Origin of the sequence: Amycolatopsis sp. NPDC051045 (assembly GCF_040682955.1) — a bacterium.
Classification (GTDB): domain Bacteria; phylum Actinomycetota; class Actinomycetes; order Mycobacteriales; family Pseudonocardiaceae; genus Amycolatopsis.
In genome coordinates this window covers 267,630-283,222 of sequence record NZ_JBFBCC010000010.1, presented here as the reverse complement: position 1 = coordinate 283,222, position 15,593 = coordinate 267,630, and the positions used below count along the sequence as shown (strand labels likewise).

16 protein-coding genes are annotated in these 15,593 nt (G+C 72.6%); 11 read left to right on the top strand and 5 right to left on the bottom strand.

Annotated elements, in window-relative coordinates; all coding sequences use genetic code 11:
• Positions 1-912: a DUF742 domain-containing protein gene (locus tag AB0M80_RS25035; RefSeq protein ID WP_364569302.1), complete on the top strand. Its 912-nt coding sequence runs from the start codon at positions 1-3 to the stop codon at positions 910-912.
• A gap of 15 nt (positions 913-927) precedes the next feature.
• Here AB0M80_RS25035 and AB0M80_RS25030 read toward each other — a convergent pair whose 3' ends face one another.
• Both AB0M80_RS25030 and AB0M80_RS25025 read right to left on the bottom strand, forming a co-directional pair.
• Positions 928-1,515: a hypothetical protein gene (locus AB0M80_RS25030; RefSeq protein WP_364569300.1), complete on the bottom strand. Its 588-nt coding sequence runs from the start codon at positions 1,513-1,515 to the stop codon at positions 928-930.
• A gap of 55 nt (positions 1,516-1,570) precedes the next feature.
• The gene (locus tag AB0M80_RS25025) at positions 1,571-3,808 is read right to left on the bottom strand and encodes a helicase-associated domain-containing protein (protein ID WP_364569297.1); all 2,238 of its coding nucleotides are present in this window, start codon (positions 3,806-3,808) and stop codon (positions 1,571-1,573) included.
• A 90-nt stretch (positions 3,809-3,898) separates the two neighbouring features.
• Here AB0M80_RS25025 and AB0M80_RS25020 point away from each other — a divergent pair, with 90 nt between their 5' ends.
• The 5 genes from AB0M80_RS25020 to AB0M80_RS25000 all read left to right on the top strand — a co-directional run bounded on the left by AB0M80_RS25020 (position 3,899) and on the right by AB0M80_RS25000 (position 8,700).
• Positions 3,899-4,078: a hypothetical protein gene (locus AB0M80_RS25020; RefSeq protein WP_013230250.1), complete on the top strand. Its 180-nt coding sequence runs from the start codon at positions 3,899-3,901 to the stop codon at positions 4,076-4,078.
• A gap of 206 nt (positions 4,079-4,284) precedes the next feature.
• Positions 4,285-5,673 (top strand): NAD-dependent malic enzyme, encoded by a 1,389-nt coding sequence (locus tag AB0M80_RS25015; RefSeq protein WP_364569294.1) that lies wholly within the window; start codon positions 4,285-4,287, stop codon positions 5,671-5,673.
• A gap of 98 nt (positions 5,674-5,771) precedes the next feature.
• On the top strand, positions 5,772-7,316 hold the full coding sequence (locus AB0M80_RS25010) for an alpha/beta fold hydrolase (RefSeq protein WP_364569291.1): 1,545 nt from the start codon (positions 5,772-5,774) through the stop codon (positions 7,314-7,316).
• A complete protein-coding gene (gene moaC, locus AB0M80_RS25005; protein WP_364569288.1) occupies positions 7,313-7,783 on the top strand; it encodes a cyclic pyranopterin monophosphate synthase MoaC in 471 nt (156 codons plus the stop codon). The genes AB0M80_RS25010 and moaC overlap by 4 nt, the downstream gene beginning before the upstream one ends.
• Positions 7,780-8,700 (top strand): molybdenum cofactor biosynthesis protein MoaE, encoded by a 921-nt coding sequence (locus tag AB0M80_RS25000; protein ID WP_364569285.1) that lies wholly within the window; start codon positions 7,780-7,782, stop codon positions 8,698-8,700. The genes moaC and AB0M80_RS25000 overlap by 4 nt, the downstream gene beginning before the upstream one ends.
• Before the next feature lie 301 nt (positions 8,701-9,001).
• Here AB0M80_RS25000 and AB0M80_RS24995 read toward each other — a convergent pair whose 3' ends face one another.
• From AB0M80_RS24995 to moaA, 3 genes are all read right to left on the bottom strand, one after another.
• A complete protein-coding gene (locus tag AB0M80_RS24995; RefSeq protein WP_364569282.1) occupies positions 9,002-9,643 on the bottom strand; it encodes a transglycosylase family protein in 642 nt (213 codons plus the stop codon).
• Between the two features lie 849 nt (positions 9,644-10,492).
• A complete protein-coding gene (locus tag AB0M80_RS24990; RefSeq protein WP_364569279.1) occupies positions 10,493-10,753 on the bottom strand; it encodes a MoaD/ThiS family protein in 261 nt (86 codons plus the stop codon).
• 1 nt (position 10,754) lies between these two features.
• Positions 10,755-11,762 carry a GTP 3',8-cyclase MoaA gene (moaA, locus tag AB0M80_RS24985; RefSeq protein WP_364569276.1) on the bottom strand — a complete coding sequence of 336 codons (1,008 nt, stop codon included), beginning with the start codon at positions 11,760-11,762 and terminating at the stop codon, positions 10,755-10,757.
• A 145-nt stretch (positions 11,763-11,907) separates the two neighbouring features.
• On the opposite strand from moaA, the gene AB0M80_RS24980 reads away from it, so the two are divergent.
• The 5 genes from AB0M80_RS24980 to AB0M80_RS24960 are packed head-to-tail and all read left to right on the top strand — an operon-like array spanning position 11,908 to position 15,581.
• Positions 11,908-12,387 carry a MarR family transcriptional regulator gene (locus tag AB0M80_RS24980; protein ID WP_364569273.1) on the top strand — a complete coding sequence of 160 codons (480 nt, stop codon included), beginning with the start codon at positions 11,908-11,910 and terminating at the stop codon, positions 12,385-12,387.
• A gap of 33 nt (positions 12,388-12,420) precedes the next feature.
• Positions 12,421-12,825 (top strand): TOBE domain-containing protein, encoded by a 405-nt coding sequence (locus AB0M80_RS24975; RefSeq protein WP_364569270.1) that lies wholly within the window; start codon positions 12,421-12,423, stop codon positions 12,823-12,825.
• A gap of 59 nt (positions 12,826-12,884) precedes the next feature.
• Positions 12,885-13,691: a molybdate ABC transporter substrate-binding protein gene (gene modA / locus AB0M80_RS24970; protein WP_364569267.1), complete on the top strand. Its 807-nt coding sequence runs from the start codon at positions 12,885-12,887 to the stop codon at positions 13,689-13,691.
• A gap of 58 nt (positions 13,692-13,749) precedes the next feature.
• Positions 13,750-14,517, top strand: coding sequence for an ABC transporter permease (locus AB0M80_RS24965; RefSeq protein ID WP_364569265.1), 768 nt, complete (start codon positions 13,750-13,752; stop codon positions 14,515-14,517).
• Positions 14,514-15,581 (top strand): ABC transporter ATP-binding protein, encoded by a 1,068-nt coding sequence (locus tag AB0M80_RS24960; RefSeq protein ID WP_364569263.1) that lies wholly within the window; start codon positions 14,514-14,516, stop codon positions 15,579-15,581. Before AB0M80_RS24965 ends, AB0M80_RS24960 begins: the two co-directional genes overlap by 4 nt.
• The last annotated feature ends 12 nt before the right edge of the window (positions 15,582-15,593 follow it).

Genomic DNA, 15,593 nt, shown 5'->3' with positions numbered 1-15,593 from the left:
ATGAGGATTTCGGGATTCGACGATCCGGACTCCAGCGGCTGGGACGCACTGCACCGCGGCACCGAGCGCGAGGGTTTCGATTCGCCCAGCAAGTTCGACATGTCGACGCTGTCGATGATCATGCCCAAGCGCAAGCCGTCGCGGCCGAAGCCGGATCCGCAGGGCTACACCGACGAGGACACCCGTGAGTGGGGCTCGCCGGCCGACGACGACTACGACCCCGTCGAGCCGGAGTGGCAGGACAGCGAGAGCTACGAGCCGGAGCCGCCGCCGCTGGAGCCGGCGTGGACCCCGCCGCGGGGTGCGCGCCCGCCCGCTCCGCCGCGGCCCCCGGCGCCCCACCCGCCGGCGCCCCGTCCGCCCGCACCCCGCCCACCGGCGCCGCGGCCGCCCGCACCGATGTCCCGGCCGCAGGCGGCACCCCCGCCTGCGTGGGCCCCGGCGCCGCCCCGGCCGCCGGCCGACTGGACGCCCCCGCCGGACCCGGAGACCCGGTGGATCCCCCACCCGGAACCGTGGGAGGACCCGGCCTGGCACGAACCGGCCCGCGTGAGCCCGGTGCCCGTCGCTTCGGCGGGGTCGCGGGTCCGCCCGTACACCCGCACGGGCGGGCGCACGCGGTCCGACCACAACCTGGCGCTGGAGGCGCTGGTCTCGACGTCCGACGACGGGCGCCGCTACCGCGGGGTCCGGTCGGTCGAGCACCGCCGGATCTGCGACCTGTGCCTGGACACCCGGTCCGTGGCGGAGATCGCCGCGCACCTGCGGCTGCCCCTGGGCGTGGTCAAGGTGCTGGTCGGCGACATGGCCGACATCGGCCTGGTGCTGGTCCACCAGACCGAGCTGATCCTCGGCGACCGGTCGTCCCGCGAGTTCATGGAACGCGTCCTGGCCGGCCTGCGCGCGCTGTGAACCGGCCCGAAAGGGTCAGCCCGAGGTGAGGTCCAGGGTGAGCGTGTTGCCCGGGCCCGGGACCACGGAGTTGACCAGCGGCGTCGCCGCGCCGCAGTTCGCGAAGGCGCCGATCGTGTAGGTCGATTCGAGGTGGCCGCCCTTGCCCGCGGCGAAGTCGTCCGACCGGAGTTCGGTCGTCAGCGGTTCGGCCGTGCCGCACTCCGCACCGACGTCGTACGGCGCCCCGTTGACCCGGACGTCGGAGAGCCGCACCGGCCAGGTCGCGGAGCCGGAGAAGCCGCTGAACACCGAGCCCTCGGCGTGGCCGGGGCCGAGCGTGATGGTTCCGCTGACCTTGCCGATTCCCGGCACCGACCGGGTGACCTTCACCGGCGGCAGTGTGATGGTCCCGTAGAACGTGTACGAGCCGATCTGGGTGTACATGTCGAACTGTCCCGGCCCCAGTTCGAGGTCGGCGTCCGGCTTCGCGATGTGCGTGGTCCCGTCGACGGTGTACTTCGAGTAGACCGGCGGCCCGGCCGCGTCGGCGGCGCCGGCGAACCCGGCCCCGCTCATGACCGTCGCGGCCGCCACCGCGGTCACGCGCGTTCCCCATTTCATGCACCAGGCTTACCACCTGACCGCGCGGCCGGGTGGAGATTCACCGAATCCGGCGTCAATCCTCGACCAGAGCCACGGAGGTGATGCGGTGGAGGGAATAGCGTTCGTTGTTCTCGCCCTCGAGGACCCCGCCGCCGACGCGCACCGGCCGGACGACGCGCTGGCTCGCCGTCCCCTTCGAATCCACGAACCCGATCCACACCTCACGGCGTTCCAGTGTCGCGCGGGACAGCAGCTCCAGCGTCGCCGACGTGTCCGCGCCGCCACCGACCGGCGCCCGCACCGCCGAACCCCGGCGGCGGGCCGAAGCCGCGTCCCCCGCGCGCAGGTTGGAGACGATCCGGGCCGCTTGGTCCTCGGACAGCACCGCTTGCTCGCCCGGGCTGCGCCGCGCCGCCCGCGCCTTCGCCGGCAGGCGACGGCCACCGGGACGGATGTCGACCACCCGGCCGTCCGGGCCCTCCGCCGCGGGGGCGAAACCGGCCGCGCGCAGGGCCGTCAAGACCTCGTGCAGCGGGTCGGGGCTGATCACGACCGTCGGCGCGATCAGCCGCAGTGCGTGTTCCGCCGCCACCGGGTGGGCCAGCACTTCGGCCAGCAGCGCCTCGTCGTCGCACCGCAGGAACGAGGCCGCGACGCCGCCGCGCAGCCGTCCGTGCCGCCGGGCGACGTCGTCGATCAGGTAGCTCAGCCCCTGCGGCACCGGGGTCGCCGACTTCGCCTTGAACAGCGCGTGCAGCTCGTCGGCCGTGCGCCCGGTGTCCAGCGCGCGCCGCACCGAGCCCTCGGTGATCCGGTAGACCGTCGCGTGCCCGGCCGACTCGACGTCGGCGGCGGCGGAGATTTCTGCCGCCAGTTCCGGCTCCAGCGGCCCCGGCGCGACGACCGTCAGGTCGGCCTGCAGCAGTACGCGGTCCACCGGCGCGGGCAGCGCGTCCAGGATCGCCTCGACCGCAGCCGGCCGGTCGTCGGCGAGCAGCGCCCGCGTCGCCGTCGTGACGCCGCCGAGCCCGACGATCCCCAGCGCCGACGCCTCGGCCATCGTCCAGCGGACGGTCTCGTCCCGCAGCCGCCCGCCCCGCCGCGGCGCGCGCCAGGCCAGCACCGCGACGAGCTCGTCGACGCTCTTCACCCCGGCGCCCGGGAGCAGGTCGGCCAGCGCGGTGAGGACGCGCCGCCGCGCGACCGGCGCCAGCGGGCGGCGCAGCTCCTCCGACAGCGGCGCGATCGGCTTGTCCTTGGCGTCGCGCCCGCCGGCCATCCCCGGCAGCCGCGGCAGCTCCAGCCACGCCTGGGCCAGCGTCATCCACCGCTGCGCGGTCGGCGACGCGAGCCACGAGTCGGTCAGCGTCGTCGGCACCCATTCGGGCACGGTCGCCTCGCTGTCGGCGACCAGCCCGGCGCCCACGGCCAGCTCGGCCAGCAGGATCGCCTGGGCGTCGTCGATCTCCAGGTCCTTGGCGAGCTTCTTCAGCTCCCGCACGCCGAGGCCGCCCGACTTGAGCACCGGCGGCGGCGCCGCGGACCACGCGCGCAGCAGGGCTTCGGTGTGGCGCAGGAACTCCATCGCCTCACCGGCCGCCGCCGCGTCCAAAGTGGCCGGCTGGTGCGGGTGGACCGGCAACTCGGGTTCGGTGAGCGTGCCCGGCCGGAACGCCCCGCCGCGCACCGCGATGCCGAGCTCGCGCGGCAGCTCGACGGTCTGGTCGTCGCGCCGCAGCAGCAGACCGCGGGCCAGCAGCTTCTGCACCGGCGTCTCGGCCTTCCCGAGCGTGAAGTCCAGCCCGGCGTCGCGGGTGCGGCCGATCGGCGGGCCCGCGGCGAGGGCGGTCAGCACGCCGCGCTCGTCGTCGGACAGCTCGGCGAGCCGCGACTCGAGGTCCTCACCGGCCAGCGACGGCGAAGGCGCGCCCAGCCCGGCCGGGAACGGCCCGAGCGCCTCCCGGACCGCGGGCGGCACGCGCAGCGCGTCATCCGGGCCCCAGGTCAGCGCCCGCGTCCGCAGCTGGGCCAGTGGCGCGGCGATGTCGGCGCCGACCAGCTTCGCGACGTCCTCGACCGGCACCGGGTCGCGGTCCGCGCCGGCCAGCAGGCACGCTTCGAGCACGGCCAGGGTGAAGGTGTCGAGGTCCTCGCAGGCGCGCGCGACCGAGCCCGGCGTGCCGGCCCGGGTGGCCAGCACCGTGCTGTCGGAGGGCGGGGGCGTGGACAGGTCTCGCCGCGTGCGGAGCAGCTCCGCGAGTGCGGCGTCGGACTCCGCGCGCAGCCAGTCCGCCAAAGAGGTCGCGGGCATAGAAGACCAGGGTACCGGGCGGTTGCGCCGGGCCGCCGCGGCTGAGGCAGACTGTCCTTCCAAGACCGAAGAACGGCTGTGGAGGACGTTGTGGCCAAGGGTGAGAAGAAGCACAAGGGCATCGACCCGACCTGGCCGGGCGAGGACGGCGAGCACCCCGTGACCGAGCTCGCGGCCGACCGCCAGGGTGCGCTGTCGCCGTTCGGCGACGTCACCTTCCCCCTCGACACGGTGCCGTACGTGCACCCGGAGACCGAGATCAACCGCTGAGCCCGGTGGGGCCGCCCCGGCCAAAAGCAGGCCGCCCCGGAGCGGCACGTAACCGTTGCTGCGAAGCCATGCGGCCGTGACTGTGACCGAGGTGGCAGCCAGCGGCAGAGTTACTGGTCAGTACCGGTATCGGCCCCTCGTGAGGGCGGTCACGGGAGTAGGTTTCCTCCCGTCCCAGCCCACCTTTCCCACGCGGGGGTAGTGCCATGCCGGTTCCCGGTCCCGGATATTCGATCACCGTCCGGGTCGAGGCCCCGGCTTCGTCCAGCGCGGCCGGTGACCTCACCACCGCCGTCGGGCGCGTCGGCGGCGTGCTGACCGCGTTCGACGTCGTCGAGTCCCACCCCGACTCGATCGTGGTCGACATCAGCGCCAACGCGCTGTCGGAGAACCACGCGAACGACATCACCCAGACGCTCGACTCGCTGCCCGGCGTCAAGGTCCGCAAGGTCTCCGACCGGACGTTCCTGATCCACCTCGGCGGCAAGATCGAGGTCACCCCGAAGGTCGCGCTCCGCAACCGTGACGACCTCTCCCGCGCGTACACCCCGGGCGTCGCCCGCGTCTGCCAGGCGATCGCCGCGAACCCCGAGGACGCGCGCCGGCTGACCATCAAGCGCAACACCGTCGCCGTCGTCACCGACGGGTCCGCGGTGCTCGGCCTGGGCAACATCGGCCCGGCCGCCGCGCTGCCGGTGATGGAGGGCAAGGCGGCGCTGTTCAAGAAGTTCGCCGACGTCGACGCCTGGCCGGTCTGCCTGGACACCCAGGACACCGAGGAGATCATCAAGATCGTCAAGGCGCTCGCGCCGGTGTACGCCGGGATCAACCTCGAGGACATCGCCGCGCCGCGCTGCTTCGAGATCGAGGCGCGGCTGCGCGAGCAGCTGGACATCCCGGTGTTCCACGACGACCAGCACGGCACCGCGATCGTGGTCGTCGCCGCGCTGCGCAACGCCCTGCGCGTGGTCAAGAAGAACATCGAGGACTGCAAGATCGTGGTCAGCGGCGTCGGCGCGGCCGGCTCGGCGATCATCCGGTTGCTGTTGCACAAGAACCCGGGCGACATCGTGGCCGCGGACATCGACGGCGTCGTCCACTCCGCGCGCGGCAACCTCGACGACAACCTGGCCTGGATCGCGTCGCACACCAACAAGGACCAGGTCAGCGGCACCCTGCACGAGGCGCTGAACGGTGCGGACGTCTTCATCGGCGTCTCCGCGCCCAACCTGTTCGGCGCCGAGCAGGTCGCCACGATGAACAAGGACGCCGTGGTGTTCGCGCTGGCGAACCCGGACCCGGAGATCGACCCGCTGGAAGCGCAGCAGCACGCCGCCGTCGTCGCGACCGGCCGCAGCGACTTCCCGAACCAGATCAACAACGTCCTGGCCTTCCCGGGCGTCTTCCGCGGCCTGCTCGACGCGCACGCGCACAACATCGACGACAACATGCTGCTCGCGGCGGCCGACGCGATCGCCGACGTCGTCGACAACGGCAAGCTCAACGCGTCGTTCATCGTGCCGAGCGTGTTCGACACCGCCGTGGCGCCCGCGGTCGCCGAGGCCGTCCGGAAGGCCGTGGTCGCGGAGCGCTGAGTCCGTAGAACGGAGGACCCCGGAATCCGTCTTCGGACGGACGACCGGGGCCTTCCGGCCCCCTACGCTGGGATTCGACTCGCTGAGGGGGGAACCGAATGCGGAACAGCCTGCTGGTCGCCGTGGTGGCGGCCGTGCTCGTGACGGTGGCGCCGGGGGTGGCGCAAGCGGCACCGGGTGCGCCGAAATGGGGAGCGTGCCCGGCGGACGTCACCGCGCCGGGCCTGGAGTGCGCGGCGCTCGACGTCCCGCTGGACTACCGGAAGCCGGCCGGACGGCAGATCCAGGTCGCGATCTCACGCTTGAAGAGCACGAACCCGGCCCAGCGCCGTGGGGTGCTCCTGACCAACCCGGGCGGTCCCGGCGGACCGGGCCTGGACCTGCCGGCGGCGCTGGCCGCGGGCGGGCTGCCGCGCGGTGTGCTGGACACCTACGACGTCATCGGGTTCGATCCGCGCGGCGTCGGGCACAGCACACCGGTGACGTGCGACCTCGCGCCGGCGCAGCTGCGGAGCAACGTCCCGCTGTACGCGCGCAACGCGGCCGACGTCGTAGCGGACGCCGAGTACGTCGAAGGCATCGCGCGGCAGTGCGGTGCTTCGTCCACGGCGTCGATGCTGCCGTACGTCACCACGGCGAACACCGCCCGCGACATGGACCGGATCCGGGCGGCACTGGGCGAGCCGAAGCTGTCGTACTACGGCATCTCGTACGGCACCTACCTCGGCGCGGTGTACACCACGCTGTTCCCCCAGCGCAGCGACCGGATCATGCTCGACAGCAACCTCGGCCCGGGCGGCCTGGACGTCACGGGCTCGCGGCTGTTCGCGCAAGGCTTCGAGGACCGCTTCCCCGACTTCGCCGCCTTCGCGGCGGCTCACCCCGAGTACAGCCTGGGCGCGACGCCCGCGCAGGTGCGGGCGAAGTACTTCGATCTCGCCGCGCGGCTCGACGCGAAGCCGAGCCCAGAGGGGATCGACGGCCGGCAGTTCCGGCACCTCACGTTCGGCATGTTCTATTACGACGCGGCCTTGCCGTACCTCGCCTCGGCCTGGCACGCGCTCGACACCGGGCAGCCGGTCTCGCCGCCGCCCGTCGGTGCGGGGCCGAACCCGGGGAACGTGCTGTCGAGCCAGCTGTACGTGCTCTGCGGCGACTCCGACTGGCCGGAACCGGTCCGCGCGTACCAGCGGAACGTGGCGGTGGACCGCCTGCGTCACCCGATGTTCGGGGCGGCCGCGGCCAACGTCTGGGCGTGCGCGTTCTGGCCGTCGGACCCGGTGGAGCCGCCGGTCCGCATCGGCGACCGTGGCCCGTCGGACGTCCTGATGCTGGAGAACCTGCGCGACCCCGCAACTCCGCTGGCGGGCGCCCGCCGCCTGCGGCAGGCCTTCGGCGACCGGGCGCGCATGGTGACGGCGGACCAGGGCGGCCACGGCACGTACCTGTTCGGCACCAACCAGTGCGCGAACGACGCGGCGACGGCGTTCCTGGTCTCCGGCGTGCGTCCGGCGCACGACACGGCGTGCGCGGCGGAGCCGGCCACCGCCCCCACCCCCGGCGGAGGCGCTGATGAGCCGCTGAGGCAATTGAAGTCCCTCAGGGCGGCCTTGCCGCACGTCGGAAGTAGCCTCGCTAGGTGAGTGAACTCAGCCACGTCGACGAGACCGGCGCCGCCCGGATGGTCGACGTCTCCGGCAAGACCGCCACCGCGCGCACCGCGCTCGCGGCCGGGACCGTGCGGACCACCGCCGAGGTGCTCCGGCTGCTGGCGAGCGACGGCCTGCCCAAGGGCGACGCGCTGGCCACCGCGCGCATCGCCGGGATCATGGGCGCCAAGCGGGTGCCCGAGCTGATCCCGCTGTGCCACCAGATCGCGCTGTCCGGGGTCAAGGTCGAGTTCACCCTCGGCGAGGCCGAGGTGGGGATCCGCGCGACCGCGAAGACCACCGACGTCACCGGCGTCGAGATGGAGGCGCTGACCGCGGTGGCCGTCGCCGGGCTGACGCTGCACGACATGATCAAGGCCGTCGACCCGGCGGCGACACTGGACGAGGTCCGCCTGCTCCGCAAGGACGGCGGCAAGACCGGAACCTGGGAGCGGCCGTGAAGCACACCGCGCGCGTGATCGTGGCGTCCAACCGTGCCGCGAAGGGCGTCTACGAGGACAAGACCGGCCCGGTGATCACCGCTTGGCTGGCCGGCCGCGGCTACGACGTGCCGGCGCCGGTCGTCGTCGAGGACGGCGATCCGGTGGGCGTCGCGCTGCGGGCCGCGCTGGCCGACGGCGTCGCGGTGGTGCTCACCACGGGCGGCACCGGCATCTCGCCGACCGACCGCACCCCGGACGTCACCCGCGCGGTGCTGGACCACGAGCTGCCGGGCGTCGCGGACGCGATCCGCGCGGCGGGGCTGCCGAAGGTGCCGACCGCGGTGCTGTCGCGCGGGGTCGCGGGCGTGGCGGGGCGGACCCTCGTCGTGAACCTCCCCGGCTCCAGCGGCGGCGTGAAGGACGGCTTGGGCGTGCTGGACGGCATCCTCGAGCACGCGGTCGACCAGCTGGCGGGTGGCGACCACCCGCGGCCGGCTGCGGGTGGGCCGTCGGTGCGCGTGGCGCGGGCACTGGTGACCGAGGAGGTGCTGTCGGTCGAGGAGCACGCGCGGCTCGTGGAGGACGAAGCGGCGGGCGCGGTGGTGACGTTCTCGGGCGTGGTCCGCGACCACGACGGCGGCAAAGGCGTCCGCGACCTGACGTACGAGGGCCACCCGAGCGCGGGCCAGGTGATCGAGGACGTCGTCGCGGACCTGTCGGCGCGCTGGACCGGCGTCCGCGCGGTGGCCGTGAGCCACCGCCTGGGGCCCCTGACGATCGGCGACGTCGCCCTGGCGTGCGCTGTGGCGGCGGAGCACCGCGGGCAGGCGTTCTCGGCGTGCTCGGACCTCGTCGACGAGGTCAAGGCCCGGCTGCCCGTCTGGAAGCACCAGCACTTCACCGACGGCACGGACGAGTGGGTCAACTCCCCGTGATCCGGAACGCCGACCAGGTCGGCGCCCGTCGATCGTGAGCGGAAAGGCCGTAGTGGGGCCTCAGAACGCCCCAGCGACGGCCAGGACGGTCAGGACGTGCAGGATGCCCAGGCGGGACCTCAGGCGCGTCAGAAGGCGCACGAGGCGGCAGGTGGCCCCTCAAGCCATCGGTCCACCGCAGCCGGAGCCGCCTGTGCCGGACCGTGGAACGCGTGAAGGGCTCCCACCGCCCGGGGGATCGGCGGTGGGAGCCCTTTCACGTCACGGCTCGAGGCCGGACTCGCGCATCACTGCGTGATCGTCACTTGGTGGCGATCTTCTGGCCGACGAGGATCAGGTCCGCGTTCGGGATGTACTTCGCGTTCAGGTCCTGCAGCTTCTTGTAGCCGCCCTGGACGTTGAACTGGTTGGCGATCTTGGACAGCGTGTCGCCCGCCACGACGGTGTAGTCACCGGCCGGGTTGGAGCTGCTCACGCCGGTCGCCGCCACGGGGGCCGCCGGGGCCGCCGCCACCTTCTTGGGGGCGGTCGTGCTCTTCTGCGGGGTCACCTTCTTGGTGGTGGTCTTGCCGGTGGCCTTGGGGGCCGACGAGCCGCCGCCGCCCTTCTTGCCACAGACCGGCCACGCGCCGATGCCCTGGCCCTGCAGGACACGCTCGGCCACGGCGATCTGCTGCTCGCGGGAAGCGTTCGCCGCGCTGCCGGTGCCGCCGTAGGCCTTCCAGGTGCTCTGCGAGAACTGCAGGCCGCCGTAGTAGCCGTTGCCGGTGTTGGTGTTCCAGTTGCCGCTGCTCTCGCACTGCGCGATGGCGTCCCAGTTGGTCGCCGACGCGGGGGTCGCGGCGATCGCGAGGGGAGCGCCGACCGCAATGCCCGCGATGGCGACGCGAGCGACGGTGCGGGTGGCAGCGGACATCTTGCGGTGCTTGCCTCGGTAAGACATTTGGATGCTTCTCGGTTCCCAGCGCCTACGAACCTGTGCTGAGGGTCAGGATCGGGGTCCTGTGCCGGCCATCTCAGATCGGCTGACGAGTCCGACGCACGTCGCGTCTTCATCGTCCCCTCGTCCCTGTCCGGAAATGCTTTCGCTCGGGGTATGGGTCCGGGGATCCGTTGGACAGGGCTAGGCGCTACGGATTCCCGGTGTTGCGTCGGTTGGTCGGGGCCAACCGAAAAGCGACGGTACGTAACGAGAGCCGTGATCGGAAATTATTCGGGGCGTGACCTACGTCACAGTAACAGCACACAACCCCGATCGATGCCCCTGTTTCCGCAGGTCAGCGGGCCGTTATCTGGCCGTTTCCTTGCCGAGATAAAACACGGATCGTGAGGCTTGCATCACGTGTTTCGCGCAGCGAATGGACCATTCGCGTCGTCCGGCGCGTGATTGAAGCGCGCATCTTATGACCTCCGGGAGCACTGCGCCAGACTTGACAATCCAGCCCCTGGTGCCCCAAGAGTCACAACAGTCCCACCTGTTCGTGGGGTTTGCCGACCCGGCCGGCGCGGCGGGGCTCACCGAGCTCGCCCACCCACGCCGACGCAGGGCGACGGACCAGGTGAAACAGGTCACCGGACGGGTGGTGGGCCGTCCGCGATCAGCTTCTCGCGAACACCCGGATCCGGTGATGCGCCACGCCGAGGGCGGAAACTCCGGTCGCCGAGTGGTCGGCAGGCGTACCCGAGCGGTCGCCGGAATACAGGAAAGGCGAACTCGTGCGCCTGGGGCGGACGGCCCGCGTCCCAGGGGGAGATGGCCGTCAGGAGGCACCCGAACAGCCCAATGGGAAGGTCAGCCGCCGGCGAACGGGGGGAGGACGTCCAGCTCCGCGCCGTCCCGCAACGGCCGGGTCAGGTCCCGGACCGCGATGCCGTCCAGCAGGTAGCTGACCGCGTCCAGGATCCGCGGCAAGCCGGCCGGGTGGAGGCGGCGCAGCTCGGCCACCGCGTCGGCGACCGACGCGCCGGCGGGCAGCTGCACCTTCTCCTCTTCCACGCCCGCGGCGGCCCGGGCCGCCGCGAAGTACCGCACCGCGATGGTGATGGTCGCCATCTCAACCGCCGATCGCGCTCATCGGCCGGATCGGCTGCGCGAACCCGGCGTCGTTGATCTCGTGGCCGGCGAGCTTGCCCCACATCGTCGCCCGCCAGGCGTCCGCTACCTCCTCATCGCGCGCGCCCGCGCGCACGAGGGACCGCAGATCCGTCTCGTCGTTGCTGAACAGGCAGGAGCGCACCGCGCCGTCGGCGGTCAGCCGGGTCCGCTCGCAGGCCGAGCAGAACGGCCGGGTCACCGACGCGATCACGCCGACGTCGCCGGGGCCGCCGTCGACCAGCCAGCGTTCGGCCGGAGCGCCGCCGCGGGCCACCGGGAACGGCGTCAGCGAGAACTCCGCGCCCAGCATCTCGAGGATTTCGGCCGCGGTGATCATCTCGCCGCGGTTCCAGCCGTGCTGGGCGTCCAGCGGCATCTGCTCGATGAACCGCAGGTGGTAGCCCTCGGCGAGGCAGAACTTCAGCAGGGGCACGGCTTCGGTCTCGTTGAGCCCGCGGATCAGCACGGCGTTGACCTTCACCGGCGACATCCCGGCGTCCCGTGCCGCCGCCAGCCCGGCCACGACGTGCGAGAGCCGGTCGCGGCGGGTGATCGTCCGGAACACCTCGGGGTCGACGGTGTCGAGCGAGACGTTGATCCGGTCCAGGCCGGCCGCGGCGAGCCCGGCCGCGCGCTTGGCGAGGCCGATCCCGTTGGTGGTCATGGACAACCGCGGCCGGGGCGTCAACGCCGTGATTTGCGCGACGAGGTTTTCCAGGCCGGCCCGCAGCAGCGGCTCGCCGCCGGTGAGCCGGATATCGGTGACGCCGAGCAGCTCGACGGCGATCCGCATGAGCCGGACCAGCTCGTCGTCGGTCAGCACCTGTTCGCCCGGCATCCAGTCCAGGCCCTCCGCGGGCATGCAGTAGGTGCAGCGCAGGTTGCACCGATCCGTCAGGGAAACCCGCAGATCGGTGGCCACCCGGCCGAAGGTGTCGATGAGGCGGGGATTCTCGGGTCGGGGCACGCGAGAAGACCCTCGTGTACCGGGGACGCGAGGAAACCCGAGTTCCACAGCTGTCATTGCGCCCAGAGTAGCTCCGCAACGGCCGCTAGGATACTTCCGGAGTGGGTTGTTCAGAGGGCGAGCCAACGTGCCGGGAGCAGGACTCGTGACGGAAAAGACTTACCCGGTCACCGAAGAGGAACTCTTCCGCTTCGCGGAGTTGGGCCGGCAAGGCAGCACGTTCACCGTCCTGCGGCACGCCAGGATCGCCGAGCGGATGGGTCTTTCCGGCACCGACCACAAGACGTTCGATCTGGTCATCCAGGCCGACGGACCCCTTACTGCCGGCCGTATCGCCGAGCTGACGGGCCTGTCGACGGGTGCGGTCACCGGCGTCATCGACCGGCTGGAGAAGGTGGGCCTGGTCCGCCGCGTCCGCGACCCCGAGGACCGCCGCAAGGTCCTCGTCGAGGTGGTGCCGGGGTCGGCAGAGCGCTTCGCGCCGCTCTTCGAGTCGGCCTTCGACGTCCTCCGCGACCTGCTCGCGCAGTTCTCCCCGGCCGAGCGAAAAGTGATCGAACGTTATCAGAACGTCATGCTCGACCAGTTGCGCGCCGAAGTCATGGACGGGGCGCGCCCCGCGTAGCTTTTCCTCAACTGCGGAGATAATGTCTCCGGCATGCCGCAATTTCGGTTGTCCGAGGCCGCACGCCTGCTCGGGGTCAGCGACGACACCGTCCGGCGGTGGGTGCGCGCGGGGCAGCTGACCGCGACCGACGACGCCGCCGGCCGCAAGGTCGTCGACGGCGCCCAGCTGGCCGGGTTCGCCCGGGCACAGGCCGCCGCGCCGGACGACCCCTCGGCGGTCGGGCGCTCGGCCCGCAACAGGTTCGTGGGGCTGGTCACCGAGGTCATCGCCGACAAGGTGATGGCGCAGGTGGAACTGCAGTGCGGGGCGCACCGCGTGGTGTCCCTGATGAGTACGGAAGCCGTCCGCGAGCTGGGTCTGCGCCCGGGGGTGCTCGCGGTCGCGGTGGTCAAGGCCACCACTGTCGTGGTGGAAACACCGGAAGGAAATCGATGAACAAGCTAGCTTTTCGGGGGTCCGGGTGGCGGAGCCCCCGGCCCGGGGCGAAGCCCCGGTTGTCACAGCTCGCTCTCGTCGTGGCCGTAGTCGCCCTGTTCGCGGGCGCGTGCAGCAGCTCGGACGAGCCCAGCACGCAGCCCGGCGCGTCGGTCACCGCGCCCGCACCCAAGGGGGCCGCCAACACCGGCGGTGGCACGCTGACCGTGTTCGCCGCCGCGTCGCTCACCGAGTCGTTCACCGCGCTCGGCAAGGCGTTCGAAGCCCAGCACGCCGGCGTGACCGTGAAGTTCAGCTTCGCGGGCTCGTCCACCCTGGTGCAGCAGCTGGACAACGGGGCGAAGGCCGACGTCTTCGCCTCCGCCGACCAGGCCACCATGGACAAGGCCGTCCAGGGCGGCGTGGTCGACGGCCAGGCGACGGTGTTCGCCACGAACAAGCTGGCCATCGCCGTCGCCCCGGGCAATCCGAAGGGCATCAAATCCTTCGCCGACCTGAACAAGCCCGGCGTGAACGTGGTCACCTGTGCCGCGCAGGTGCCGTGCGGTGCCGCGGCGAAGAAGGTCGAGACGGCCACCGGCGTCACGCTCAAGCCGAAGAGCGAGGAGCAGGACGTCAAGCAGGTGCTGAACAAGGTGCAGTCCGGCGACGCCGACGCGGGCCTGGTGTACCTCACCGACACGACCTCGGCCGCGGGCAAGGTCGACAAGGTCGACTTCCCGGAGGCGGCCCAGGCGGCCAACAGCTACCCGATCGCCGCGGTCAAGGGCGGCCAGGCCGACCTGGCGCGCCAGTTCGAAGAGTTCGTCCTCGGTACCCAGGGCAAGAACGAGCTGTCGAAGGCCGGGTTCGGTTCTGCGCAGTAGGCGTTCCGCGGGTGGCCGGCGGGGTGCTGCCCCGGCCGGCCACTCGCGCGTCCCCTGGGTGCTGGGGGTGCCGGCCGCGCTCGCGCTGGCGCTCGTGGTGCTGCCGGTCGTCGGGCTGCTGGTCCGCACGGACCTGACCCGGCTGCCCGGCCTGATCGTCACGCCGTCGTCGTGGCACGCGCTGCGGCTGTCGCTGATCACCGCCGCGCTGTCGACGGCGGCTTGCGTGCTGCTCGGCGTGCCGCTGGCCGTCGTGCTCGCCAGGGCGCGGTTCGGCGGCGTCCGGCTGCTGCGCTCGATCGTGCTGCTGCCCCTGGTCCTGCCGCCGGTCGTCGGCGGGCTCGCGCTGCTCTACCTGCTCGGCCGCAAGGGCTTCCTCGGGATGCTGATCACCACGCTGACCGGGGAGTCCGTGCCCTTCACCACGACCGCCGTGGTCATCGCGCAGACGTTCGTCGCGATGCCGTTCCTCGTGGTCAGCCTCGAAGGCGCGCTGCGCGGCTCCGGCGACCGCTACGAGCAGGTCGCCGCGACGCTCGGCGCGCGCCCGTGGACCGTGTTCCGCCGGGTTACGCTGCCGCTGCTGCTGCCCGCGCTCGGCTCCGGCGTCGTCCTCAGCTTCGCCCGCGCGCTCGGCGAGTTCGGCGCCACGATCACCTTCGCGGGCAGCCTCGAAGACGTCACCCGCACGCTGCCGCTCGAGGTCTACACGCAGGCCGAGGTGGACGTCGACAGCGCGGTGGCGCTCGCGCTGCTGCTGATCGCCGTGGCCGTGGTCGTCATCGCGGTCGCGCGACCGCGGTCGTGGGAAGGCGGCCTCCGGTGAGCCTCACCGCCCGCATCACCGCCGTGCGCGGCTCGTTCGGCCTCGACGTGGACCTCGACGTGCCCACCGGGCACGTGCTGGCGCTGCTCGGCCCGAACGGCTCCGGCAAGTCGACGGTCCTGGGCTGTCTCGCCGGGCTGATCACGCCGGTGTCGGCGGAGATCACGGTGGCCGGCCGGGCGCTGGCCGGCGCACCGCCGCACCGCCGCGGGATCGGGCTGCTCTCCCAGGACGCCCTGCTCTTCCCGCACCTGTCCGCGGCGGACAACGTCGCGTTCTCGCCGCGCTCGACCGGCGCCGGCCGCCGCGCCGCGCGGGAGCGCGCCTTCCACTGGCTGGCCGAAGTGGACGCCGTCGAGCTCGCCGGCCGCCGGCCCGGGCAGCTGTCCGGCGGCCAGGCCCAGCGCGTCGCGATCGCCAGGGCGCTCGCCGCCGAGCCGGAGCTGCTGCTGCTCGACGAGCCGTTCGCCGCCCTCGACGTCGACGCCGCGCCGTCGATCCGCGGCCTGCTGCGGCGGGTGCTCAAGACCGGGCCGACCACCGTGCTCGTCACGCACGACCCGCTGGACGCCCTGGCGCTCGCCGATCACGTCGCGGTGATGAACGGCGGCCGGATCGTCGAACGCGGGCCGACCCGTGAGGTCCTTTCGGCCCCGCGGACGGCGTTCACCGCGCGGATCGCCGGCCTCAACCTGGTCGCCGGCACCGCCGTCCCCGAAGGGCTGCGGACGACGTCCGGCGAGGTCGTCAGCGGCATTCCGGCGGCCGACGTGGTGCTCGGCGAGCCCGCGGTGGCGGTGTTCCCGCCGAACGCCGTCGCCGTCTACCCGCACGACGGCGAGCACCGCGGCAGCCCGCGCAACACCACCGACGCCGTCGTCGCGGCCCTGGAACCGCACGGGCCGGTGATCCGGATCCGGGCCGAGGGCGACGGCTGGGCCCACGGCCTCACCGCCGACCTCACCCCGGCCGCCGTGGCCGAGCTCGCCCTGGAGCCCGGCTCCGCGGTGACGCTGTCGGTGAAGGCCGCGACCGTGGCGGTCCACCCGGCCGCGGCCTCCTGACCCCGAAGCGGC